This window comes from Geodermatophilus amargosae (assembly GCF_900116515.1).
Classification (GTDB): Bacteria; Actinomycetota; Actinomycetes; order Mycobacteriales; family Geodermatophilaceae; genus Geodermatophilus; species Geodermatophilus amargosae.
Map to the genome: position 1 here is coordinate 1 of NZ_FPBA01000010.1, position 23,341 is coordinate 23,341.

Here is a 23,341-nt window from a genome sequence, read left to right on the forward strand (position 1 = left end):
GCCAGTAGCTGTTCGTGCAGCGCCGGCCAGACACCGGCCTCGGTCCAGTCCCGCAGCCGCCGCCAGCAGGTCACCCCCGAGCAGCCGACCAGCGAGGTGGGCAGCTGGTTCCAGGTGATCCCGGTCTTGAGCACGAAGACGATGCCGGCCAACGCGGCGCGGTCATCGATCGGCCGGCGGCCGGGATGGCGATAGCGGCGTGGCCTTGGCGGTGGGAGCAGTGGTGCGATCCGCTTCCACAGCTCATCCGGCACGAGCTCCTCGATCACCCACCACAGCCTCGGCAGGTCGGGCAGATCACCGCGGGAGGCACGCCGAGCTCATCTTGAAACGATCTCTTAGTCAGCGAAGATCATCGGCGCTGAGAGCAGATTGAGAGCACGAGAAGGGCCGGTGACCTGTCCACGCAGGTCACCGGCCCAGTCCGGATCAGATGTCGTAGTACATCGCGAACTCCCCCCACGTGATTGGTCAACCGCGACTGTTGGTGGATATGACGCTTGACCTGCGCTTTTGTGTTGGCCAGCCTTGGCTGAGAATGGTCCGAGCTGAGCGTCTTGGGGACTGGACGGGGACTGGCGGCAGGTCTCCGAGGATGACGCGGTGGCGATCGGCTGTCTCGCGGACTGGCTTCCGACCGGCGTCCTCTGCTCGTCCGTCGGCCCACTCTCGGAGTGGGTGACCCGCTTCCCACCCCGTTCAGCCTGCCGGCTGTCTCGGTCGCCGGAAGGGCGCTGCGCGTCCCTGCGGAATGGGCCTCCGGCCCACCCTTCCCCCGCCCTGCGACAGCTAGAGGAGCGCCGGTTGTGGGGAAGCAGACAGGGATGGGGACGCGCCTAGTAGTGCTTCGTTAGGACGCTCGGGCGTGGCTGCTGATGCGTTGTCCCGGTAGGTGCGACCGGGATGTTCTGACTAGCACGATCAAGGCAGACTTGTGGCCTGAGCTGCGAAGACACACATTGGCCAATCAGTGCCGAACAGGACCGATCACAAGGTCGTGTGCCCCAAATGTGCCCCAGCGGAGTCAGACCTCACGAAGGGGCAACGCAGCAACCGGCCGTCAATGCCGTCTCTGACCCAGGCCTTCGGCCTCTTGTCCCTTGGGTCTCGTCCGTCGGCCCTGGCTGCCAGCCGGATGTGTTGCGCTTCCGGGTGGGCGTGCTGCAGGTTGTCCCGGCACCTGCCCGCGGAGGCGGCACCCGCCCCCACCTCACGGGAGCGTCTCCGACTGCGCTGGCCGCCGGAAGGGCGCTGCGCGTCCCTGCGGGATGAGCCTGCGGCCCACCCTTCCCCCGGCTGGTGCAGCCGGAGGGGAGCTGGTTATGGGAAGCGAGGTGAAGCCTCGGCTGACTTCCAGCGTCCTCCGTGACGCGGCAGGCCCGGCGCCCGCCTCCGGAGAGCGGGAGGAGGTGGAATGATCATGCTTGGCAGCTGCTGGCTGGCCCCCATCTATCCAGGTCAGTCACCTGGGGGCGGTCCAGTCGGAGTGCCCGGCGTCGAGGTACGTGCGGTCCGACGATTGGCCTCGAGGGCGTCGACCGCGTCCTGCAGCATCCGCACGCGCTGTGCCGGGTCGCCGCACAGGAGCGCCAGCGTGTCGGGCTCCACGATCACAATCGCGTCCGCGGTACCGATCGCGGCCGCCACCGCCCGGATCCAGCCGGCGTACGCCTCCGGTGAGGGCGCACCCCCCGCCGAGTACCCGCCGCAGTCGAGGTCGGGCACGTTGTAGACGACGAAGACCGGGACGCCACCGGCCGCTCCGGCCTCGGCCATCCGCTGCCGGACCGTCGCCGCAACGTCACCGCTCCAGTTCCCCAGCCAGGTGGCCGTCGGCACCTTCGCCAGGTCAGCGAGCAGCCTCGCGTCCTCGGGGCTCCTGGCCTGCCACTCGGCCGCCGCCCGGGCCGCGCCGGTGTTCGTGCCGACGAGGGTGACCCTGGCCAGGGGGTTGCCGGTCGGTGCGCCGTGCGACTGGCCGTCATCGGCCACCGGCACGGACGGCGGGGCACCTGCAGCGCCTCGGCCGTCGAGGACGGAGACACCGACGGGGACGGGTCGGTCGTCGGCGCGGGAGAGTCGGTGGGAGTCGTCGGCGTCGCGGAGTCCCCGGCCGGCCGGGGTGTGCTGCTGCCGGCGTCCGGGCCGGTCGGCGTCGGGGACGGGGCCTCAGCCGATCCGGACGACGCGACCGGCGCCGCCGCCACGACTTCGACCCCGGTCGCGTCCGGCGGCGCGCTCACCAGCGGGGTGCACGCCATGAGCGTGGGAGCGATCGCCGCCGCGGCCAGTGCGGACCGCCACGACCGCCGCCCGGTGGGCCGGTGGCTGCCCGCGCCACCGCAGGAGGTCCGCGGCCGTGTCGCCTGGGCGCGAGCCGACGGCGGCTGAGGGAGGCGACGGAACGGCAGCTCGAGCGGATCGAGCCGATCGAACGATGAAGAGATCACCGATTGTGACGCATAGAGCATGAGCGAGGAGTAATCAGTCAAAGTCTTTAAGTTAGTACATTATGGCCAGCGGCTCACCCCGCCTGTACCGCCGGCCGCTCGATGGGCACCGTCTTCCGCACGGTGGCGGAGCCGGTCCCGGCGCGGTGTGCGCCCGGACCGGCTCCTCCCGACGCCCTACGCGGCCGGCACGGCGCGGAGTCGGCGCCGTGACGGTTCTCCGCGGCGCACCGCCGCGGGGAGTCCTCACTCGTCGAGGATGGTGAGGATCGTCTCCTGCGACGTCACGTACTTGGCCGCTAGTTCCGGGACGGACAGGGTGGCCTGGTCCACCTTGATCCCCTCGATCTGGCCGTTGGTCAGGTCGGTGAACTCGGCACTGGGCGCGGTCAGGAACGCCTCGAGCCGCTGCCGCTCGGCCTCGTCCTCTACTGCCTGGATGCGGGCCTGCTCCGCCAGGGGCAGCACGCGGCGCACCTCGATGCGCGCGTCCCCCTCGCCCGCGGTCCGGAGCAGCTCGCTGTGGTCGTAGGCCTCGACGACGATCGGGCCGGCGTTTCGGGCGACGTTGTCGGACCACACGAGGTAGTCGATGCCGAGGTAGTCGCCGCCGAGCTGCTCCATGACCGCTCCGTCGGAGTCGACCTTGTAGAACCAGACGACGTCCTCGGTCGCCCAGCCGGCGTCCACCAGGTCGTTCCACAGGGTGTTGTCGACCACGATCGTCGCGTCTCGCGGGAGGTCGTCCTCCACGTAGGCCGCGGTCGCCGACCGGACGTCGTTGGTGTCTGCGGTCCAAGCCGTCGCGTAGTCGTAGCGCCAGTCCGCGAGCGGCACCGTGGCCGCGGCCAGCGCGGCCAGCATCGACGCAGCGGAGATCACCCGGACCGGGGCGGTCCGCGCCCGCATGAGCCACCGCCACGCCACGTCGAGGAGCCCGGCGAGCGCCAGGGCGCAGAACGGGAGGACGGCGACGACGTACATCTGCGGGAGGTATCCGGACGGGCGCAGTGCCACCAGGGTCACGACGAGGACCGCGATCCCCACGGGACGCAGCCGTCGCACGGCGAGGGTGACCAGCGCCGCTGCGACGCCGCCCACGACCAGCACGCCATCGTCGAAGTGCAGCCACCCGCTTAGGGCGTCGTATGCGCCGTCGCTCGGGCCGTCGGGGTCCAGCAGCCAGCCGGAGCCCTCCCGACCGCCGAGCTGAAAGGCCAGGGCGTCCCAGATCGAGACGTGGTCCGGGCCGGGGAACAGCTCGTCGCGGATGAGCGCGTACAGCAGGTACGTCGAGCCCGAGATCGCCACGACGGCGGAGAAGCCCATGATGGCGAAGGGCCGGGTCGGGCGGTAGGCGGACTGCCAGAGCGCCACCAGGAGCGCCGGCAGGAACACCAGGACGGTCTCCTTGCTCAGCACCGCGACGCCGAAGCACAGTCCTCCCGCCATATGGTGGCCCAGGTGCCGCCTGCGGTCGAGGACCAGGACGAACGCGCCCACCAGCCACGGGAGGGCGATGTTGTCGAGGAAGACCTGGCGGCCCTCGTAGACCACGAGCGGGTTGAGTGCCCACAGCAGCATGGCCGCCAGCGCCCAGCCCCGTGCCATCCCCAGGCGCTTCGCGAGCACGTACAACAGCAGTGCTGTGACCAGCGTGTAGGCCACCATGAGGATCCGGCCGGCCAGCAGGTCGGAGTTGACGTCGTCAGCCAGCAACGCCTCCGGCAGCCAGGAGAACAGGGCCATCTGCAGCCAGCCGGCCGGCGGGTGGTCGTACCAGTAGGTGTAGGGCGCGAGGGAGCCCATGTTCAGGACCGACCACGCCTGGGAGTAGTAGGTCCCCTCGTCGTCGAAGTACCGCGGCCAGCCGGCCAGGTTGAGGGAGTGGGCGACGCCGATGACGATCAGCGCGAGGCCAACCCGGAGTCGCTCGCTACCTCGCCGTGGCGCCGCGTGCGCGGGCCCGGCCGGCCGTGCCTCGTCTGGTTCGACGACGTCGATGTGCTCGAGAACCGTGCTCACGCGGCCTTCTCCTGCTGTCCGACCAGCGTCAGCTGGGGCGTGATGTGGGAGCCGGCATGGGCTGTCTTCTCCCAGGCGAAGTCGCCGGTGAAGTACTTCCAGGCTGCCCGCAGGACCGCGACAGCCAGGAGCAGTTGGTAGAAGGGCAGGGACAGCACCAGGCGGAGGTAGTCCCGCGGCCGCACGTCGAGGTGCATCTCCCGGCTCCACTCGCGCAGGATGAGCATCTCGAAGCCGAGCATGGTCAGCGTCGGCGCCAGCGGCAGGAAGGTGATCAGCACCACCAGCGGCGGCACGTCGACGAGGAACCCGGTGAGGACGGCCAGCGGCAGGGCGATTCCCGAAAAGGCGACCGCGTGCTGTTGCACCAGCGTCCACCAGGCGTGGAAGCGCTGCGACCGCGTCGGCAGCTTCTTCCACTCACCCTTGGCGAGCACCTGCATGAAGCCCAGGGCCCAGCGCGTGCGCTGCTTGATCAGCTGCGGGATGCGCTCCGGGGTCTCCTCCTGCGTAGCGAGCCGCGAGTCGTAGCCGACCACGATCTTCTTGCCGAGGCAGGACAGCCGCACGCCGATCTCGCAGTCCTCGGCCAGGCAGTCGCCGTCCCAGCCGCCGACTTCCTCCAGCAGCGCCCGCTTCATGAACACGGTGTTGCCGCCGAGGGGGATGAAGCCGGACAGGGCGTGACCGTGCAGCCGTGACCGGAACCAGATCCGGTACTCCATGCAGTTGCGGAGGCTGAACCAGGAGTCGCGGTAGTTCATCAGGTGCACGGCGCCCTGGACCACGTCGGCGTCGGTTCCCTGGAAGGTCGCGTCGACGTGCCGGAGCAGTCCCGGCTGGGTGAGGGACTCCGCGTCGATGATGCCGACGATCTCCTTGGTGCAGTCCAGCAGCGTGCTGTTCAACTGCCGCGGCTTGTTCTTGACCGCGTCGTGGTTGATCGAGACCTTGACCCGGGTCGGCCAGCGCCGGGCCAGCGCCTGGGCGATCTCCACCGTGGAGAGGCCGTCGGTCATCGGCTTGGCGTCGTCGTGGCCGACCGACAGGATGACCTCCAGATCCGGGTGGTCCTGGGCCAGCAGGCGCTGGACCGTCGCCCGCATGACCGGCTCGGTCTCCTCGCGGCACGGCACGATGAGGCTGAAGGAGTACCTCGCCCGGACCGGGACCTCGAAACCCACCGACCGGAACGAACGGGGGGAGGACCAGGCGTGCATCTGCCACCACAGGGTGGCGCCCGCGATCACCAGCAGGGCCACGGCGACGAGGGTGAGAACGGCGGAGACGAACACCACGGTCAGACCTCCACGGTCGTGCGCAGGGGGCGGGCGGACGGCTCGGACCGCGGGGACCGGTACACCACACGGGAGGCGAAGAGGAACCGCGCCAAGAAGGCGACGGCGAGGGTGATCCCCTGCGCGAGCACCGCCCAGACGTGCACGGTCTCGACGAGCAGGACCAACAACGGCAGGCGAATCAGCGCCTCGACGCTGTTGAACGCCAGGTGGTGCGCCAACCGGCGTGGCCAGCGGTAGGTGCCGTCTCGCAGGTCGCTGAAGACGAACCGTTCCTGGAGGACGAAGTTGTGCAGCATCGAGACCTCGGCGGCCACGATCGCGGCGAGGACGTAGCCGACCTCCAGCGGCCCGTTCACCAGCAGCGCCATGGCCCCGAGGTTGACCAGCGTGCCGAGCGCTCCCACCGCGGCGAACCGGCTCATCCGGCCCATTCGCAGGTTGACCATCTGGTGGACGAATGCCACCCCGTTCCGCCATGAGGCCTTGCTCTCACCGGCCAGTCGCTCGGCGAAGGTGAAAGGCAGCTCCCGGACCCGCAGGTCATGCCGCGCCAGGATCTCGAGCAGGATCTTGAAGCCGCGCGGACGTAGACGTGACATCTCGATCGCCGACCGGCGGAAGCAGAAGAACCCGGTCATGGGATCCGTGCAGACCCGTCCCACCCGGCGCGGGAAGCAGGCCTGGACGATGAGCGTGCTGGAACGTGACACCCAGCGCCGGTAGGTGCTGGCCAGGCCGGAAGGCCGGCCGTCCCCCGCGTAGCGCGAGGCCACGGACAGGTCCCCGTGGCCGACGGCATCACGCAGGGCGGGCACCAGCTCGGGCGGGTGCTGGAGGTCGCCGTCCATGACGACGACGAAGTCGCTGTCGGAGGCGAGGATGCCGGCACTCACCGCGCCGGACAGGCCGCCGACCCGCTCGGCCGGCTCCCGGTGGATCATCCGTACCGGGAGCTCGGCCCAGGCGGCCGCCCGGGAGACCTGCTCGGGAGTGTCGTCGGTGCTGTCGTCGACGACGACGATCTCGGCGCTCCGCCCGCGCAGGGCGGCACAGAGGCGGGTGACCAGGGAGACGACGTTGGTACCCTCGTTGAACGTCGGGACGACGACGGTCACGTCGAGTCGGGAACCGGCCCGCGCGTCCTCGTCGTCGGCGGGCGGTGCCCAGATGGTCGCAGTCGCGCCTGCGATGTGGTTCCCGGTCATGACGACCGGCCGATCGAGGATCGACGACACCCCGGAGGGGTCGCGATCGGATCGCAAGTGCATGGAAGTCCTCGTCTGGAGAAGACGCACGGCGCAGGTCGACGCCTAGGAGGCAGCCGGTGGGCGCGCGAACGTCGGGCCTGCGGGCGGAGATGGAGCAGGGCTGTCGGCGGGAGAGCGGCGACAGCAGCGCTGCTGTGGACCTCCGCCGAGGTGGCGGCTCTCCTAGGTGTACGCGCCGATCGCAGGATCGCAGTCTGTCAATTCGTGATAATCCGACTGCTTTCGGTAAGGCTTGATCCACTGTGTGTCTGCAGCGGGTATGAGCATGGCCGGCGGGTCGACCGAGCTTGCGAGCCGTCGCTGTCCGGACCCCTATAGGCACATGCTGTGTAATGGCATCAAGTGCTACACCTCACGCGGATTGCATCTATCCCCGAGGACACGGCTGCGAGCTCATCGACTTGCGCGACCCGCAGGCTCCCGGCTGGGCGACCGCAGCGACGGGTCACCGGCGGCCGCGTCCTCTACTCCCAGCAGACCGGCACCAGCTCTGCTCTGCTGGACGAGGCCGCGCTGACTGCCCTGTACGAGCAGGCGTTCACCACCTGCAGCAGGGTTGAGCCGACGGCCGACGACACAGCTTCGATGACGACCTGTCGTCACATCTCGGCCCGCCACCTGAATTGCCAGGCCGGGCTGCTCGGCTTCCTGGAGTGATGACAGGACGGAGCCCCGGCCCCGTGGCCCGGGGCTTCGCCCGGTCGTCGGGGTCGGCGGTGAGGCCGTCGACCCCGACGGGTGTCAGCGGGCGGAGCCGCTCTCGCGGCTGCTGTCGCTTCAGCCGTTGGTCCACTTGATCGTGATGTCGTCCTTGACCCGCTCGTCGCGGCAGCCGTTGGCGTCGGCATCGGCGCACCAGACGACGTACTGGGTGCCCGCCGTGGTGTTGTTGTTGAGCCGGGCGTGGAACTCGAGGTCACCCGCGGCGCCGGTCATCTGGTAGCTGGACTGGAAGCACAGGTCGTTGCGGCCGTCACGGTTGGTGTCGCTGAGCCGGGAGTACTCCGGTCCTGCGCCGTCGGGGTCGGGGCAGGCGCTGATGAACCCGACGCCGGAGCTCTGGAAGGAGGCGGGCCCGTTGACCTTCTGGCCCTGCCGGTCGAGGAAGCAGGCGTCGTTGTGCACGTTGCGGTTCGCGGTGCCGGGGTCGCTGAGCCGCTGCCGGTCGTACTGGTCGGGGTTGGCGCAGGAGGAGCCGCGGTTGACGTCGGGGTTCTCCGTCGTCGCTCCGGTGTCGCGGTTGATGTAGGAGGCGGCGCGGACGCCGTCGCGGCCGTCGCCACGGTCGTAGCTGGCGCCGTAGCTGCCCCCACTGCTGGCGCTGCCTCCCTCGCCGTGGGCGAGGGCGAGGGGGGTACCCAGGCCCATGGCGGTCACGCTCAGGGTGGCGATGGCTGCGGTGCGGACGGCTGCTCGCATGAGGAACTCCTGGTGATGTCGGCCGTGGCCGGACCCGGCTCTGCGAGTCACCTGTACGTACGGGGCGCCGGTGTGGTCCGTTCAACACCGCGCAACCTTTTTCACCGAGCTGGCTGCCCTCGCGCTCCTCATCCCGCACGCGGATGGGCACCCGAGCCGCCGAGGACGCGGCAGGATCGACCCTCCCGGGCCGGAGTCGGGGGAGAGACCGGTCCTCGAGGTCGACGTCTCCGTTCAGCGCCACAGGCGATGACCGCGAGCGGATCACCGAGCGGCCCGCCCGATGAAGGATCCAGACGCGGTCGAGGGGCTCGTGAGGGCCCTCGGGCAGCTCGACCGTTATGACGTCATTGTGGCGACGTCCCCACCAGCCGCCACGACGCTCAGATCCCGGCCTGGCGCACAATGGATTTGTCAGCGACGCGATGAACAACCAATCTCAGTAGTCGTGGCCTGAGCGTGTCGATCTGCGCGCACGGGTTGCGTAGCCCAGTCACCTCGACGACGGCCGTTGCGCCGATCTGTAGCCGGGTACCGAGAGGCAGGGCCAGCAGCTCGCGGTCGCGCGTAGTGGTGTTATGGCTGAGCTGAGCTCACGTTGTCAACACGAGCAGCCAGGCAGTCCGCATCCTGCATCGAATCAGTGATTGCCAACAATGACCAATGAGATAGCCCTACAACGACTGCCGCTCGTGATATTCAACCCCTGTCAATAACCCCCAGGACTTTGCTGAACAACGGCACGCATGCTACCAATGGCGGTAGTCCGGGCCCCGCTTCGCGGGGCCCACTGCCGTTTCTGGGGGTGACGTGTTGGTCGTTGTTGGCAGGTATTGAAAATGCGCGGCGGAATGAAGATCTACGCTGGCGCCCCTGCCGCGGCCCGCCACTACGTAGAGGCCGACCGGGGCCGGGCCGATGACTACTACCTGACCGAGGGCACCGGGCTCGCCCGCCGCTACACCGCCACAGACGGCAGGGTGGCCGAGCTCGCGCCGCTCGCCGGGGACGGCTACCAGGAGTGGGTCGCCGGCACCGATCCCGATACCGGTGAGCTACGCGGTTGGCTGCGCACCGATGACCGGGCGGTGCGGTTCGTCGAGGTGATCGTCAACGGGCCGAAGTCCTGGTCGCTGGCCGCCGCCCTGCACCCGGACATCGCCGTCGTCTACGACGCCGCCCAGGACAGCGCCGCGGTCCAGATCATCGGCTGGCTCGCGCAGCACGCCACCACCCGGGTCGGCCCGCGCGGCGGGCAGGTGCAGGTACCGGTCGAGCGCCTGGAGGCGGTGACCATGCGGCACCACACCTCCCGGGCTGGGGATCCGCACCGGCACCTGCACCTGCAGATCAACGCGCGGGTGTTCGCCGCCGGCCGGTGGCGGGGGCTGCACACCGTCGGGGTGCGCGACTTCCTTGCCGCGATCAACGGCATCGGCCACGCGGCAGTGGCCACCGATCCGCAGTTCCGGGCCGCGCTGGCCGCGCACGGGTACACGATGGACGCAACCGCAGATGTACCGGAGCTGGCCGCCTACGCTGCGGCGTTCAGCGCCCGCGCGGCCCAGATCGGCCGCAATATCGACCGTTACGAGCGGCAGTGGGCGGCCGCGCACCCCGGCCAGACGCCGGGTCCGGGGCTGCGGCGGGCCTGGGACGCGCGGGCGTGGGCCGAGGGCCGCCCGGACAAGGTCACCTCACGACCGGGCGCCGACTTGACCGTCCGCTGGGTGGGCGAGTTGGCCGCCCTGGGCTACCGCGACCCCGGGCGACCGGTCGACCTGACCCCGGCTCCGGTTGGCGGGCTGGACCGAAATGACGCGGTCGAGCGCGTGCTGGCCCGGTTGGCCGCCGCCCGCTCGGCGTGGAACGCCGCTGACGTCCGCGGGGAGGTCGAGCAGCTGCTCGCCGCCGCCGGCGTTGTCGCCGACGCCGGCGTGCGCGCCGAGCTGGCCGAGGACCTCACCGCCCGGGCCATGGCCCGGTGCGTACCGCTGCTGGACCGGGACGGCGCCGGCGTTCCCGAGCACATCCGGGCCTGGACCTCCCAGCCGGTGCTCGATGTCGAGGCCGACCTGACCGACCGGTTGGCCGCCCGCAGCACCCCGGCACCAGCCGACAAGCGGCGAGACCTGGAGCCGGAACTGCCTGACGCGGTGCGCGGACGGCTGGATGCCGGGCAGGCGGCGGCGGTCACCGCACTGGCCGGGAACCGGCCGCTGGTGGTGCTCGAGGGGGCGGCCGGGGCGGGCAAGACCACCACCCTGGCCGCCACCCGGACGCTGCTGCACGCGAACGGCCGCGGCCTGGTGGTCGTCACCCCCACACTCAAGGCGGCCAAGGTCGCCTCCCTCGAGGTCGGCGCGCACACCGGGTCGGCGGCGGGGCTGGCCTATCAGCACGGCTGGCGCTGGAGCGATCACGGCGCCTGGACCCGACTGGCCCTCGGCGAGGTCGATCCGGTCACCGGCGTGCCCTACGCCGGCCCGCGCGAGGCGGCGCGCCTGGGCGCAGGAGACCTGCTGGTGGTGGACGAGGCCGGGATGCTGGACCAGGACACCGCCCGCGCGCTGCTGACCGTCGCCGACGAGACCGGCGCCCGGCTGGCGCTGCTGGGCGACCGGCACCAGCTGGCCGCAGTCGGCCGCGGCGGCGTGCTGGACCTCGCCGTGCGTCAGGTCGACCCGGCAGCCCACCTGGTGCTCGACGGGGTTCATCGCTTCGTCCGCACCGACGACGCCGGCCGGGCGACCCCGGACACGGAGTACGCCGAGCTGACCCTGGCCATGCGCACCGGGGAGGATTCGAGCGCGGTGTTCGACGCCCTGGTTGCCCGCGGCCAGATCCGCGTGCACGCCGACCCGCCGGCGCTGCGGGAGGCGCTGGCCACAACCGCCGCCGCCCATCACCGCGACGGCGAGCAAGTGGCCTTGGTGGTCGACACCCGCGAGCAGGCCACCGAGCTCAGCGACGCCATCCGCGAGCGGCTGGTCGCCGACGGCCGCGTCGGCGACACCCGGGTCGCGGTCACCGGGGCCGGGCAGCGGATCGGTGCCGGGGACCAGATCGCCACCCGGCGCAACGACCGCGACCTCGGCGTGGCCAACCGCGACACTTGGACCGTCGTCGCCGTCGGCTGCGACGGGGCTCTGGCCGTCGTCCCGACCGAGGTCGCCCCAAGAAATGCTCTCCCTGCCCCTGTCACCACGACCGGCACCGCTCCTGGTGCTGTCACCCCACCGGAGGCGGGGCAGCGGGTGCTGCCCGCCGGCTACGTCAGCTCGCACGTCGAGCTGGCCTACGCCTCCACCGCACACGGCGCGCAGGGTGACACCGTGTCGACCGGACACCTGGTGGTGGGTGAGCACACCGGCGCGGCGGCCGCCTATGTCGGGATGACCCGCGGCCGCACCGCCAACACCGCCCACCTGGTCGCTGCCGACCTGACCGAGGCGCGGGAGCAGTGGATCGCCGTGTGCGCCCGGGACCGGGCCGACCTCGGACCCGCCCACGCCGCCGACCTGGCTGCCGCCGAGGCCGCCCGATACGCCGCACCCCGCCCGTTCGAGCAGGTGCTGGCCGACCTGCAGCAGGTCTGGACGGTCGAGCAGCGCAGCCTGGACCGGCTGGCCGTCCTGCAGCCCTGGTGCGAGGACCTGCGCCGGGCCGTGGCGCTTCAGGCCGCCCACGGTGGCGAACTGACCCGGCTGGAGGACCACGCCCGCCGGGCAACCCACATTGCTGAGCAGGCGACGCAGCGGGTGCAGGCCGCCGACGCCGTCCTCGCCGAGGAGGCCAAGCGGATCCGCGAGGGCCTGCTCACCGCCTGGGACGACGACCGCGGCGCCGCCCGCGCCGCGGCGAAGGTGGTGCTCGACGGGCCCGGCTGGTGGAGGCTCAAGCGCGCACGGGTCGCCCGGGCCGAGGAGCAGTTGGCCGGCTGGGCCGACCGGTGGCGCCTCCACCTGCCCGACCTGCCCACGAATCCCGAGCAGCTGGCCCGGGTGGCCGACCGGTTCGACGACTGGCCGGCGCTGTCCCGAGCATTCAATGCCACCGCCCACCACGCCGCCGAACGAGACCACCCCGACCGCGCCGGGCTGCACGCCGCCGCCGAGGCCGCCGTCCGGGCCGGCGAACAGGCCCAAGCCGCCCTGACCAAGGCTTAACGCCAGCAGAGGGAGCGGCTGACCGCGCTCGGACCGCTCGCCTTCACATCCGACCCGACCGGGTCGCTGGCCCACTTCGAGGGCTACGCCGCCACCGCTCGGGACGCGCTGGCCGACGCACAGACGCGCATCACCAATCTGCGGGCCGAGCCGGCTCTCCTCGGTCAGTCGCCCGACCTACTCACCGCAGCCAAAGACGCCTGGTGTACCCGGTACGCCGCCGAGCATCAGCAGCGCCCAGCCGTGACGCCGAACCCGGCCGGCTACCCGGCGGGTATCCCGCGGCCCGGGGCCGAGCGCTATGGGCCACGGAGCGCGCGGGATGTCACCCCGAGCGTGGGGCGGTGAGCCGGGCTGTTCGCCACCGGACCGCTGTCAGCCAGGTGAGCGGGCACTGCAGGAGAACTGAAGCACCACCGCAGGCCCGCCGACCTCGGGCAGGTCACCGCCGCAGCGAGCCTCCAGGACGCCCTCACCGGCGCCGGTCTCGGCGCCGAGCGGTGACCTCAAGCGCTCCCGTCCCGGCGACGCTCGGAGGGTGTCAACAGGAGGAAAACAGGAGCTCGACTGAAGAACTTGGCTGTGGGCTGTCAGCAACGACCACGAAACGGCGCCTTCTAGGGCTGGGCAGCCGCCCCCATCCGTCGAGCCTCCGGAGACAAGCCATGACCGACCCCACCCCCGGCCTTGAGCACCCCGCCGAGCTGCTCACCATCGGCGAAGCCGCTCAGCTGCTGCGCGCCCCGGTCGCCACACTGCGGTACTGGCGCCACCTGGGCACCGGTCCGCACTCCTTCCGGCTCGGCCGCCGCGTCGTCTACCGCCGGGACGACCTGCACGCCTGGATCGACGCCGAGCGCCGGCAGACCGCTACCGACCACCCTTGACCGAGCCAGTTGTGTCACACAATACTGAGTCCTTAGAGATCCGGTTCACCCAGTCGGCGCGCAAGCACCGCATCGGCCGGGCCTCCGCCCGGTACGTCCTGGCCACCGCCGAACCGACCGCCGTCACTACGACCAGCGGTGCCGACGCCTGGCTGTACGTGGGACCCGACGAACGGGGGCGGGAACTGGAGATCATCGCCCTCGAGGTGCACCCGGCCGACGGCCGGCAGCCCTACCTGCTGGTCATCCACGTCATGCCGACCCAGCTCCGAGGAGACCGCTCATGAACGACGAGCACCGGCCCGCCGTCACTCCTGACTCGCCGATCGGCCCGGACGTCGACCTCGACGCCGAGGACGTCCGGCTGGCCGACGGGACCCGGCTGACCGAGCAGCGCGCCGCCGAGATCGTCGACGAAGTCCGCCGCCGCGGCGGCCGGCCCTCCCTGACCGGAGAGGCGGCCCCTTCTCCGCGGATCGTCTTCCGCGTCACCCCCGCCGTCCGCGACCGCGCCGCCGAGATCGCCGCCCGCGAGGGCAAGACCATCTCCCAGCTCGCCCGGGAGGCACTCGAGGCGCGAGTCGCAACCGAACCGCACGCCACCTGACGGAGCTCGACAACCGCCCCGCCCTTGTGCCGGAGATCGGACAAGCTCGTGACCTTTCGCAGCATCCAGGACCGGTGGTACGTCACCGACCCTGCCACGGGGAAGCGCATCCCGAGCGCCCGGCACGGGGAGGGGATGCGCTACCGCGCGCGCTACAAGGACACCGCCGGCAACGAGGTCACCCGAGCGTTCTCGGACAAGGAGAAGTCCAAGGCGCAACGGTGGCTCGACGAGGTCACGACCAGTCAGGTGACCGGCACCTACGTCGATCCGAAGACCGCCCGGACGACGGTCGCCGAGTGGTGCGAGACGTGGACGGCCGGCTACGCCACCCGGCGTCCGAGCACCGTGCGGCAGGCGCAGGTGCACCTCGCCCAGATCACCGCCGCGTTCGGCTCGCTGCCGCTCTCGGCCGTTCGACCGTCAGCGATCCGCTCGTGGACGGTCAAGCTCAAGGCCGACGGCCTGGCCGACAGTTACGTCTACGCCCTGCACTCCAGGCTCTCGCAGGTCATGAGCGACGCCGTGCACGACGGGTTGCTGGCGCGCAACCCGTGCTCCCGCCGCACCTCGCCCGGAGCCGGTGGCCAGCGCCCGTACGTCGCCACGACCGAACAGGTCTGGGCGCTGCACGACACGGTCGCCGAGCACCTGCGCCCGGCGATCCTGCTCGGTGCGTTCGTCGGGCTTCGGACCGCCGAGGTGGTGGGGCTGCGGGTCGCGGACGTCGACTTCATGCGCGGCGTCGTCCGGCCGGTGGAGCAGGGCAACGGGGAGCCGCTGAAGAGCGAGACGTCCTGTACGGCTCTGCCCATCCCGCAGGAGCTGGCCGCGGTGCTGTCGGCTGCGGTGGCTCGGTGGGGCGGGGACCACGTCGTCACCGATGGCACCGGCCGGCAGACCTCGACGTGGGCCATCGAGCGGGCGATCCGATCGGCTCGGCCGAAGGTCGCCGGGCTGCCCGCTGCGTTCCGCTTCCACGATCTGAGGCACTACCTGGCCAGCCTGCTCATCGGCAGCGGCCCCGACGTCAAGGTCGTCCAGCACCGCCTCCGGCACGGCTCGGCCAAGACGACGCTCGACACCTACGGGCACCTGTGGCCCGACAGCGACGAGTCCGCACGGGCGGCCGTCGGTGCTGTGCTCGCCGCTCGTGGGGACTGGTTGGGGACTGAGCGGGCTGACCTGCAGCAAAACCGCAGGTCAGCCCGCTAGTCGACATCAGATGTCGTAGTACATCGCGAACTCGTGCGGGTGCGGGCGGAGGCGGATCGGGTCGATCTCGTTCTCCCGCTTGTACTCGATCCACGTCTCGATCAGGTCGGGGGTGAACACCCCGCCGTCGATGAGGTAGTCGTGGTCGACCTCGAGCCGGTCGAGGACGGCGTCCAGCGACGCGGGCACCTTGTCGATGCCCATGGCCTCCTCGGGCGGCAGCTCGTAGAGGTCCTTGTCCACCGGTGCCGGCGGCTCGATCTTGTTCTTGATGCCGTCGAGGCCGGCCATCAGCATCGCCGAGAAGGCGAGGTAGGGGTTGGCCGACGGGTCGGGCACGCGGAACTCGATGCGCTTGGCCTTGGGGTTGTCCCCGGAGATCGGGATGCGGCAGCAGGCCGAGCGGTTGCGGGCCGAGTAGACGAGGTTGATCGGGGCCTCGTAGCCGGGCACCAGGCGGTGGTAGCTGTTGACCGTCGGGTTGGTGAAGGCCAGCAGTGACGGCGCGTGGGCCAGCAGACCGCCGATGTAGTGGCGGGCGGTGTCGGACAGGCCCGCGTAGCCGGTCTCGGCGTGGAAGAGCGGCTCGCCGTCCCGCCAGAGGCTCTGGTGACAGTGCATCCCCGAGCCGTTGTCGCCGAACAGCGGCTTGGGCATGAACGTCGCGGTCTTGCCGTGCGCCCAGGCGGTGTTCTTGATGACGTACTTGAACAGCATCAGGCTGTCGGCCGACCGCAGCAGCGTGTCGAACTTGTAGTTGATCTCGGCCTGGCCGCCGGTGCCGACCTCGTGGTGCCCGCGCTCGAGCTGCAGCCCCACGCCGGCGAGGTTCTTCATCATGTCGGCGCGCAGGTCGCTCTGCTGGTCGTAGGGCTCGACCGGGAAGTAGCCGCCCTTCATCCGCGCCTTGTAGCCGCGGTTGGCGCCCACGCCGTTCTCGCCGGTCAGGGAGCCGGTGTTCCAGGAACCCTCGACCGAGTCGACGTGGTAGTAGCCCTCGTTGATGCCGGTGTCGTACCGGACGGAGTCGAAGACGTAGAACTCCGCCTCCGGCCCGAAGTAGGCGGTGTCGGCGATCCCGCTGCTGGCGAGGTACGCCTCGGCCTTCTTCGCCACGTTGCGCGGGTCACGGCTGTAGGCCTCGCGCGTGATCGGGTCGTGGATGAAGAAGTTGACGTTCAGCGTCCGGTGCTTGCGGAACGGGTCGAGGAAGGCGCTGTTGGCGTCGGGCAGCAGCAGCATGTCCGACTCGTTGATCGCCTGGAAACCGCGGATCGACGAGCCGTCGAAGCCGAGCCCGTCGGAGAAGGTGTCCTCACCGAACGTCGACGCCGGGATGGTGAAGTGCTGCATGACGCCGGGCAGGTCGCAGAAGCGGACGTCGACGAACTCGACGTCGTTGTCGCGGATGTAGGCGGCGACCTCGTCGGGACTGGTGAACATCGATCCTCCGGGAGTGGGCGGACAGCCACAGACGAACCTATGGCCGGGGGGTTGCCCCGGGGTGTCCCGTCTGTTTCGGGGCGGTAACAACGGCTCCGGCGTGTCGGGCCGGGCGGCGTCGTCGCTGGTCGTACGGGTCCGCGGCGGGCGGGTCCTACGCTGGTGGACATGGTCGGGGACGCGCAGCCACCCTCTCAGGAGCGACGGCGGGGCGCTTCGCTGGGCCTGCCCGGGAGCGGCCCCGGCTCGCTGGCGCCCTTCGGCACGCGGGTGCTCGCCTTCCTGGTCGACGCCTTCCTCTCCGCCGTCGTCGCGGGCTTCTTCACCGCGCCGGACCTGCCGGGCAACTGGAGCCTGCTGTCCTTCGCCGTGGTCTACGTCCTGTTCCTCGTGGCGATGGGGCAGACGCCGGGCATGAAGGTGTTCGGGCTGCGGATGGCGCACCCGCACCCGGCGGCCCGGCTGGCGCCCTGGCGCGCCGTCGTCCGCACGGGGCTGCTCATGCTGCTGGTGCCGGCGCTGGTCGTCGACGCCGACGGCCGCGGTCTGCACGACCGCATCACCGACACCGCCGTCGTCCTCGACCGGTGATCGTCCGGCGCGAGCGGCCGGCCGACTCCCGCGGCGTCGACGCCGTGCACCGCGCGGCGTTCCCCACGGACGTCGAGGCCCGCCTGCTCGCGGAGCTGCGGGAGGACACCGGTTTCCTGCCGCACCTGGCGCTGGTCGCCGTCGACGGCGGGGACGTCGTCGGCTCCGTCGTAGCCACCCGCGGGTGGCTCGAGCCCGTCGGCGCCGCGGCGCTCGGGCTGGGCCCGGTCGGCGTCCTGCCGACCCAGCAGGGGAGGGGCGTCGGGACGGTGCTGGTGCACGCGTTGCTCGCCGTCGCCGAGGCCGCGGGGGAGCGCCTGGTCGCACTGCTCGGGGACCCGGCGTACTACCGGCGGTTCGGCTTCGTCGTCTCGACCGAGCTGGGGGTCGACCCGCCCGACCCCACCTGGGGCGTGCACTTCCAGGCGCGGGCGCTCGCCGACCCCACGCCGCGCGGCACCTTCCGCTACGCCGTGCCCTTCAGCCGCCTGTGACGGCCCCCCTGCAGGGGCCTGCCGCGAGTTCGCGAGCGGCAGGGACAGGGGGGTCCTCTCTCAGCGGCGGCGGACCTGTCGCTGGCTTACCGACATCTGCCGGCCGCCGGGCAGCGGGCCACCGGGGACCGGGGGACGCGGTCCGCCGAGGGCGGCCAGGCGCCGGCCGAGGGTGTTGACCTCACCGGCGGAGAGGTTGCGCGGCAGCTTCATCACGTGGGTGCTGAGCTTGCGCAGGGGCACCTGTCCCTCCTCCTCGCCGACGACGATGTCGTAGATCGGGGTGTCACCGACGACGCGGGCGATCCGCTTCTTCTCCTGCGCGAGCAGGCCGCGCACGCGGGCCGGCGAGCCCTCGGCGACCAGGACGACGCCGGGGCGGCCCAGGACCCGGTGCACCGAGTCCAGCTGCGCGGTCCCGGCGACGCCGGCCGACACCCGCCAGTCACCGCGCATGCCCTCGAGCACCCAGGCGGCGGCGCCGGGCTGGCCCTCGACCTGGCGGTAGGCCGAGCCCTGCGCGCGGCGGCCGAACACGATCATCGCGGCCATCAGGCCCAGGACGACCGCGATCGGGATGAACAGGAACGGCGCACCGAAGAGGATCGCCAGGAGCTCGATCAGGCCGGCCACCACCACGAAGGCGATGAGCATGAGCCAGGGCAGCCTGGGGTCGTTCTTCTGGGTGAGCGTGTACGCCTGCTTGATCAGGCGGACCTGGTTGCCGACCTTCTTCAGCCGGCCGACCTTCGGCTGGCCGTCCTTGCCGACCTTCGCCGACTTGCCGGCCTTGATCTTGCTGACCGCGGTGGCGCCGGCTGCAGCCCCCGAGGACCGGCCGCGTCCCGCGGCGGGGCCCCGCCCGGCGTTGCCGGAGGGAGCGGGGGAGTCTGTGGGCTTGCTGCGTGCCATGCCCCCAGGATAGGGGCGCGGCGCGACGGTCCCGGGGAGCCGGCGGGCCGGTCAGCCCCGAGTGGTGAGGCCGCGGGCCTCGACGGCCTGCTGGTAGAGCCGCCCGGCCCGGTAGGAGCTGCGCACCAGCGGCCCGGCGAGCACACCCGGGAAGCCGATCTCCTCCGCCTGCTGCTGGAAGCCGACGAACTCCTCGGGCTTGACCCAGCGGACGACGGGGTGGTGCCGCGGCGAGGGCCGCAGGTACTGGGTGATCGTCAGCAGGTCGCAGCCGGCGTCGTGCAGCGCCCGCATGGTCTCGACGACCTCACCGGGCTCCTCGCCCATCCCGAGGATGAGGTTGGACTTGGTGACCAGCCCGGCCTCGCGGGCGGCGGTGATGACCGACAGGGACCGCTCGAAGCGGAAACCGGGCCGGATGCGCTTGAAGATCCGCGGCACCGTCTCGACGTTGTGCGCGAGGACCTCGGGCCGGGAGGAGAAGACCTCGGCGAGCTGGGCCGGGTCGGCGTTGAAGTCGGGGATCAGCAGCTCGACGCCACAGCCGGGGACGGCGGCGTGGATCTGGCGGACCGTCTCGGCGTAGAGCCACGCACCGCCGTCGGGCAGGTCGTCGCGGGCGACGCCGGTGACGGTCGCGTAGCGCAGCTGCATCGTTGCGACGCTCTCGGCCACGCGGCGGGGCTCGTCGGCGTCGAAGTCGGCGGGCTTGCCGGTGTCGATCTGGCAGAAGTCGCAGCGCCGGGTGCACTGGTCGCCACCGATGAGGAAGGTGGCCTCCCGGTCCTCCCAGCACTCGTAGATGTTGGGGCAGCCGGCCTCTTCGCAGACGGTGTGCAGACCCTCGCGGCGGACCAGCGACTTGAGCTCGGTGTACTCCGGCCCCGTCTTGAGCCGGGTCTTGATCCACTCGGGCTTGCGCTCGATCGGGACCTGGGCGTTGCGGACCTCGAGACGGAGCAGCTTGCGGCCCGAGGGGCCGATCTGGGACGGGTCGGAGGTACTGGTCGTCACCGTCTCGCTCATGATCCCCACGGTACCCCCGGACGCAGACCGCCCCCGCTGCCTCGAGGGGCGGCGGGGGCGGTCTGGGGAGTGCCGGGTCGGCTCAGGCCTGGCCGGCCGCCGGACCTGCGGTCGGGCCCTCGTCGGACCCGCCGCCCGCGGTGAACGGCTCGGGAGCGGTCTGGGTGGGGTCGGTGGCGCCGGCGTCGTCGTCACCGGCGACGAGCTGGGCATCACGGATGCCCATGTCGGACTCGGCGGGCGCCGAGTCACCGGCCACGAACATCGCGTCGGAGACGGTCTTGCCGGAATCGTCGTTGCTCGGGGAGCTGGGCACGGGGTCCTCTCGGTAGCTCGGCACGGGCCCGTCACCGGCCGGGGCCGGCGTCCACGGGTCCGCCTTCTTGCGACGCGTGAGCACCGTCGCAGCGGCGACCGCCGCGACCATGGCCAGCAGCCACGGCCAGCGCCGTGACCCCTGCTCGACAGCCACCTTCCGCTTCGCCTTCGCGGCCTTGCTCGCGGTCCTCCGCTTGGCCTTCTTGCCCGCCTTCGTGGTCCCCGACACCAGTTCGGCGCGGCGGCTCTCCAGCTCACCGAGCGCGGTGCTGATGCCGGCCACCAGGGTCCCGCGCGCGTTGTCCAGCGCGGGGACCACGGTGTCCCTCGCGGCGGCCACGCGCGGCGCGACGTCGGCGGCCAGCTTGCGGCTGGCGGCCGAGGCGGCCTCGACGCGCGGCGCGAGGTCGGCGGCGGCCCTGGCGGCGGCGGCACCGGCGGCGGTCAGGGCCGTGGTGACGGTGGGACCGGCGGCCTCGCGGGCCGCGACGACGCGCGGCGTCAGCGCGATGACGGCGGCGTCGACCCGCTCGCGGGCGGCCTCGAGGACGGGGCTCGTCGCGTCGCGGGCGGCGTCCACGCGGGGCGTGAGGGCCTCACGGGCGGAGGCGACGGCGGGCGCGGCCACGGCGACCGCGGCGGCGACCTTGGGGGCGACCGCCACGCGGGCGGCGTCGAGCACCGGTCCGGCCGCCTCGAACGCGGCGTCCAGCCGGGGGCCGAGCTGCTCCGCGGCGGCGCGGCCCGCCTCGGTGACGGCGGCGCCGAGGTGGCTCAGCCCCTCCTGGAGCTCGGCCTGGATGACCTGGCCGCGGGACTGTGTGCGGAACACGTGAAGCACCTCCGGGTTGATCGACTCCGGCCATCCTGCCCGCTGCCGCTGGCCGGCACACCCCCGGGCAGGCGCTCAGACGGAGCGGAGCAGCCCGCTGCGCTCGCCCGCCAGCCAGCGCAGGAGGTCCTCGACGGGCATCGGCCGGGCGACGGCGTAGCCCTGCGCGACGTCGCAGCCCAGCGCCGCGAGCCGCCGGGCGGTGGCGACGTCCTCGACGCCCTCGGCGACCAGGCTCAGGCCCAGGTCGTGGGCGAGCGCGACCGTGTGCCGGACGATCGCCGCGGCCCGCTCGTCGGTGTCGACGTCGGCGGTGAGGCTGCGGTCGAGCTTGAGCTCGTCGGCGGGCAGCCGGCGCAGGTAGGCCAACGAGCTGTAGCCGGTGCCGTAGTCGTCGATGGAGGTGCGCACGCCGAGGCGGCGCAGCTCGCCGAGCACGGAGCGGCCGCGCTCGGGATCGGCCATGAGGGTGTCCTCGACCAGCTCCAGGGTGAGCGCGGCGGCCGGCAGCCCGCGCCGGGCCAGCTTCGCGGCGACCTTGCCGGGCAGGTCGATGTCGGCGACGTTGGCCGCGGACAGGTTCACCGACACCGGCACCCGGTGCTCGTCCCACCACTGCGCCACCGCGTCGAGCGAGCGCTCGAGCACGGTGTCGGTGAGCGGGCGCATCAGGCCGGCCTGCTCGGCGGCGGGCAGGACGTGCCCAGGGGAGAGCAGCCCTCGCTCGGGGTGGTGCCAGCGCAGCAGCGCCTCGACGCCGACGACGCGGCCGTCGTCCATGGCGACCTGCGGCTGCAGGTGGACGTCGAGCTGGTCCGCGACGAGGGCGGTGCGCAGCTCCTCCATCGTGCGCAGCCGCTCGCCCGAGCCGCTGTTCGGGTCCGGGACGTAGACGTGCACGCCGGTGCGCTCGGTCTTGGCGGCGTACATGGCGACGTCAGCGCAGCGCAGCAGCTCCTGGACGTCGTCCGCGGGCACCGGCGCGGTCGAGACGCCGATGCTCACACCGACGTGCAACCGGATGCCGTCGACCTCGAAGGGCTGCCGCAGCAGGTCGTGCACGATGCCGGCGCGCTCGGCGGCGGCGTCGAGGTCGACGTCGGGCAGCAGGACGGCGAACTCGTCGCCGCCGAGCCGGGCGAGCACCTCACCCGGGCGCAGCGCCGGTTCCAGCCGCGGGCCGACCTGGCACAGCAGCTGGTCGCCGGCGCCGTGCCCCAGGCTGTCGTTGACCTCCTTGAAGCCGTCGAGGTCGAGCAGCAGCAGCGCCGCCGGGGAGCCGGTGGTCGCCCCGGCGACGACGACCCGGGCCCGCTCGAGCAGCGCACGCCGGTTGGGCAGCCCGGTGAGCTCGTCGGTGCGCGCCTCCTGCCGGACGACCGCGAAGAAGCGGACCTCGCGGAAGGTGACCGCGGTGCGGGTGAGCGCGGCCAGGACGCAGCCGACTGCCAGCCACCCGGCGGAGTCGGGGAGGTCGTCGCCGTAGCCGGCGGCGAGGACGGCGAGGGCGGCCAGCGTGCCGGCCAGCGGCAGCGCGACCAGCCGCCAGGTGATGCGGACGCCCTCCTGGCCGTCGCGGGGCTGCGGGTCGCCGGTCGTGCTCCGCGCGGCGAGGGCGGCGAGCAGGATGCCGGCCTGCCACAACAGCTCCAGCGGCCCGCCGTCGGCGTAGCGGCCCTCGGCGCTCAGCACGAACAGGGTGGCGTCGGCGACGCAGAACAGCGCGACCGCACCGCCGACGCACAGCAGGGTGCGGTCGAGGTGCACGCCGAGGATGGCGCTGACCCCGACGAGCAGCGAGAGCAGCAGGACGTCGGCGCCGGGCCAGGCGAGCTGGGCGACCGACACGTGGCCGCCGGCGGTGAGGTAGGGGCCGAGCAGGAAGCCGGTGCCGACCGCGGTGGTCCCGAGGACACCGACGACGCCGTCGAGCCACATGCTGGGCAGGAAGCGGGGGACGCGGGCGCGGATGAGGACGAACAGCGCGACGTAGAGGCTCGCGTAGGCGACGGCCACGCAGGTGTCGGCCACCGGCGCCGGGGTGGTGCCGGCCTGGCCGGTCTCGATGATCCGGGCGACGTTGCCCGCGGCACCTGCGACCAGCGTGGTCGCCAGCGCCCGCCAGGCCAGGGCCTCGCGGGGCGCCCGGCGGGCGGTCAGCCAGCACGCGGTGCCGGCCGCCAGCCAGGCCACGTGGTAGAGGACGACGTCGTACAGGACGTCCCAGGCCGCGCCGGCCGGGCGCGGGCCGACGCCGGTGGCGAAGGCGGCCACGGCGAGCACCGCGACCCCCAGGAGGAGGTCACGGGGATCGGTCCCCGGAGGCCGGGGGGACTGCGGACCGCGTCGCACGCTTGCGACAACGGCAGATGCGGCCCCGGAGT

General features: G+C 72.1%; 18 protein-coding genes and 1 pseudogene. 8 read left to right on the plus strand and 11 right to left on the minus strand.

The features are described 5' to 3' along the window. Both BM414_RS14230 and BM414_RS14235 read right to left on the minus strand, forming a co-directional pair. Nucleotides 1–269 (minus strand): transposase (locus BM414_RS14230; RefSeq protein ID WP_139245732.1); only part of this gene is annotated, 269 nt, incomplete at its 3' end. Nucleotides 270–1,458: 1,189 nt separating this feature from the next. Beyond that, nucleotides 1,459–1,998 (minus strand): glycoside hydrolase family 6 protein, encoded by a 540-nt coding sequence (locus BM414_RS14235; RefSeq protein ID WP_093580157.1) that lies wholly within the window; start codon nucleotides 1,996–1,998, stop codon nucleotides 1,459–1,461. Between the two features lie 84 nt (nucleotides 1,999–2,082). Here BM414_RS14235 and BM414_RS14240 point away from each other — a divergent pair, with 84 nt between their 5' ends. Then, on the plus strand, nucleotides 2,083–2,391 hold the full coding sequence (locus BM414_RS14240) for a hypothetical protein (protein ID WP_093580159.1): 309 nt from the start codon (nucleotides 2,083–2,085) through the stop codon (nucleotides 2,389–2,391). Between the two features lie 305 nt (nucleotides 2,392–2,696). On the opposite strand, the gene BM414_RS14245 is transcribed toward BM414_RS14240, so the two are convergent. The 4 genes from BM414_RS14245 to BM414_RS14265 form a co-directional block, all read right to left on the minus strand. Further along, nucleotides 2,697–4,475 (minus strand): ArnT family glycosyltransferase, encoded by a 1,779-nt coding sequence (locus BM414_RS14245; protein WP_093580160.1) that lies wholly within the window; start codon nucleotides 4,473–4,475, stop codon nucleotides 2,697–2,699. After that, nucleotides 4,472–5,773 carry a glycosyltransferase gene (locus tag BM414_RS14250; RefSeq protein ID WP_217644726.1) on the minus strand — a complete coding sequence of 434 codons (1,302 nt, stop codon included), beginning with the start codon at nucleotides 5,771–5,773 and terminating at the stop codon, nucleotides 4,472–4,474. The genes BM414_RS14245 and BM414_RS14250 overlap by 4 nt, the downstream gene beginning before the upstream one ends. Before the next feature lie 2 nt (nucleotides 5,774–5,775). Then, nucleotides 5,776–7,044, minus strand: coding sequence for a glycosyltransferase (locus BM414_RS14255; RefSeq protein WP_217644727.1), 1,269 nt, complete (start codon nucleotides 7,042–7,044; stop codon nucleotides 5,776–5,778). 777 nt (nucleotides 7,045–7,821) lie between these two features. Continuing rightward, nucleotides 7,822–8,463: a hypothetical protein gene (locus BM414_RS14265; protein WP_093580164.1), complete on the minus strand. Its 642-nt coding sequence runs from the start codon at nucleotides 8,461–8,463 to the stop codon at nucleotides 7,822–7,824. Nucleotides 8,464–9,314: 851 nt separating this feature from the next. On the opposite strand from BM414_RS14265, the pseudogene mobF reads away from it, so the two are divergent. From mobF to BM414_RS14290, 5 genes and pseudogenes are all read left to right on the plus strand, one after another. After that, nucleotides 9,315–12,980 (plus strand): annotated as a pseudogene (mobF, locus tag BM414_RS14270) (MobF family relaxase). 317 nt (nucleotides 12,981–13,297) lie between these two features. After that, a complete protein-coding gene (locus BM414_RS14275; protein ID WP_093580165.1) occupies nucleotides 13,298–13,519 on the plus strand; it encodes a helix-turn-helix transcriptional regulator in 222 nt (73 codons plus the stop codon). An 11-nt stretch (nucleotides 13,520–13,530) separates the two neighbouring features. Next, on the plus strand, nucleotides 13,531–13,806 hold the full coding sequence (locus BM414_RS14280) for a hypothetical protein (RefSeq protein ID WP_093580167.1): 276 nt from the start codon (nucleotides 13,531–13,533) through the stop codon (nucleotides 13,804–13,806). Then, nucleotides 13,803–14,126 (plus strand): hypothetical protein, encoded by a 324-nt coding sequence (locus tag BM414_RS14285; RefSeq protein WP_093580169.1) that lies wholly within the window; start codon nucleotides 13,803–13,805, stop codon nucleotides 14,124–14,126. Before BM414_RS14280 ends, BM414_RS14285 begins: the two co-directional genes overlap by 4 nt. A gap of 48 nt (nucleotides 14,127–14,174) precedes the next feature. Beyond that, nucleotides 14,175–15,341, plus strand: a complete 1,167-nt coding sequence (locus BM414_RS14290) for a site-specific integrase (RefSeq protein WP_093580171.1) — start codon at nucleotides 14,175–14,177, stop codon at nucleotides 15,339–15,341. A gap of 6 nt (nucleotides 15,342–15,347) precedes the next feature. Here BM414_RS14290 and glnA read toward each other — a convergent pair whose 3' ends face one another. Beyond that, nucleotides 15,348–16,784 carry a type I glutamate--ammonia ligase gene (glnA, locus tag BM414_RS14295; protein WP_093580173.1) on the minus strand — a complete coding sequence of 479 codons (1,437 nt, stop codon included), beginning with the start codon at nucleotides 16,782–16,784 and terminating at the stop codon, nucleotides 15,348–15,350. A gap of 168 nt (nucleotides 16,785–16,952) precedes the next feature. Here glnA and BM414_RS14300 point away from each other — a divergent pair, with 168 nt between their 5' ends. Together BM414_RS14300 and BM414_RS14305 are read left to right on the plus strand one after the other, a co-directional pair. Beyond that, nucleotides 16,953–17,375, plus strand: a complete 423-nt coding sequence (locus BM414_RS14300) for an RDD family protein (protein WP_093580395.1) — start codon at nucleotides 16,953–16,955, stop codon at nucleotides 17,373–17,375. Beyond that, complete coding sequence (locus BM414_RS14305; protein WP_093580175.1) at nucleotides 17,372–17,869, plus strand: GNAT family N-acetyltransferase; 498 nt, start codon at nucleotides 17,372–17,374, stop codon at nucleotides 17,867–17,869. Before BM414_RS14300 ends, BM414_RS14305 begins: the two co-directional genes overlap by 4 nt. Nucleotides 17,870–17,929: 60 nt before the next feature. On the opposite strand, the gene BM414_RS14310 is transcribed toward BM414_RS14305, so the two are convergent. The 4 genes from BM414_RS14310 to BM414_RS14325 all read right to left on the minus strand — a co-directional run bounded on the left by BM414_RS14310 (nucleotide 17,930) and on the right by BM414_RS14325 (nucleotide 23,231). Next, complete coding sequence (locus BM414_RS14310) at nucleotides 17,930–18,781, minus strand: DUF4191 domain-containing protein (RefSeq protein ID WP_093580177.1); 852 nt, start codon at nucleotides 18,779–18,781, stop codon at nucleotides 17,930–17,932. A gap of 51 nt (nucleotides 18,782–18,832) precedes the next feature. Next, nucleotides 18,833–19,807, minus strand: a complete 975-nt coding sequence (lipA, locus tag BM414_RS14315; protein ID WP_093580397.1) for a lipoyl synthase — start codon at nucleotides 19,805–19,807, stop codon at nucleotides 18,833–18,835. An 82-nt stretch (nucleotides 19,808–19,889) separates the two neighbouring features. Beyond that, entirely contained in the window at nucleotides 19,890–20,957 is a 1,068-nt protein-coding gene (locus tag BM414_RS29425; protein WP_093580179.1) for a hypothetical protein, read from the minus strand. Between the two features lie 75 nt (nucleotides 20,958–21,032). Beyond that, nucleotides 21,033–23,231 (minus strand): putative bifunctional diguanylate cyclase/phosphodiesterase, encoded by a 2,199-nt coding sequence (locus tag BM414_RS14325; RefSeq protein WP_245784727.1) that lies wholly within the window; start codon nucleotides 23,229–23,231, stop codon nucleotides 21,033–21,035. Nucleotides 23,232–23,341: the final 110 nt, after the last annotated feature.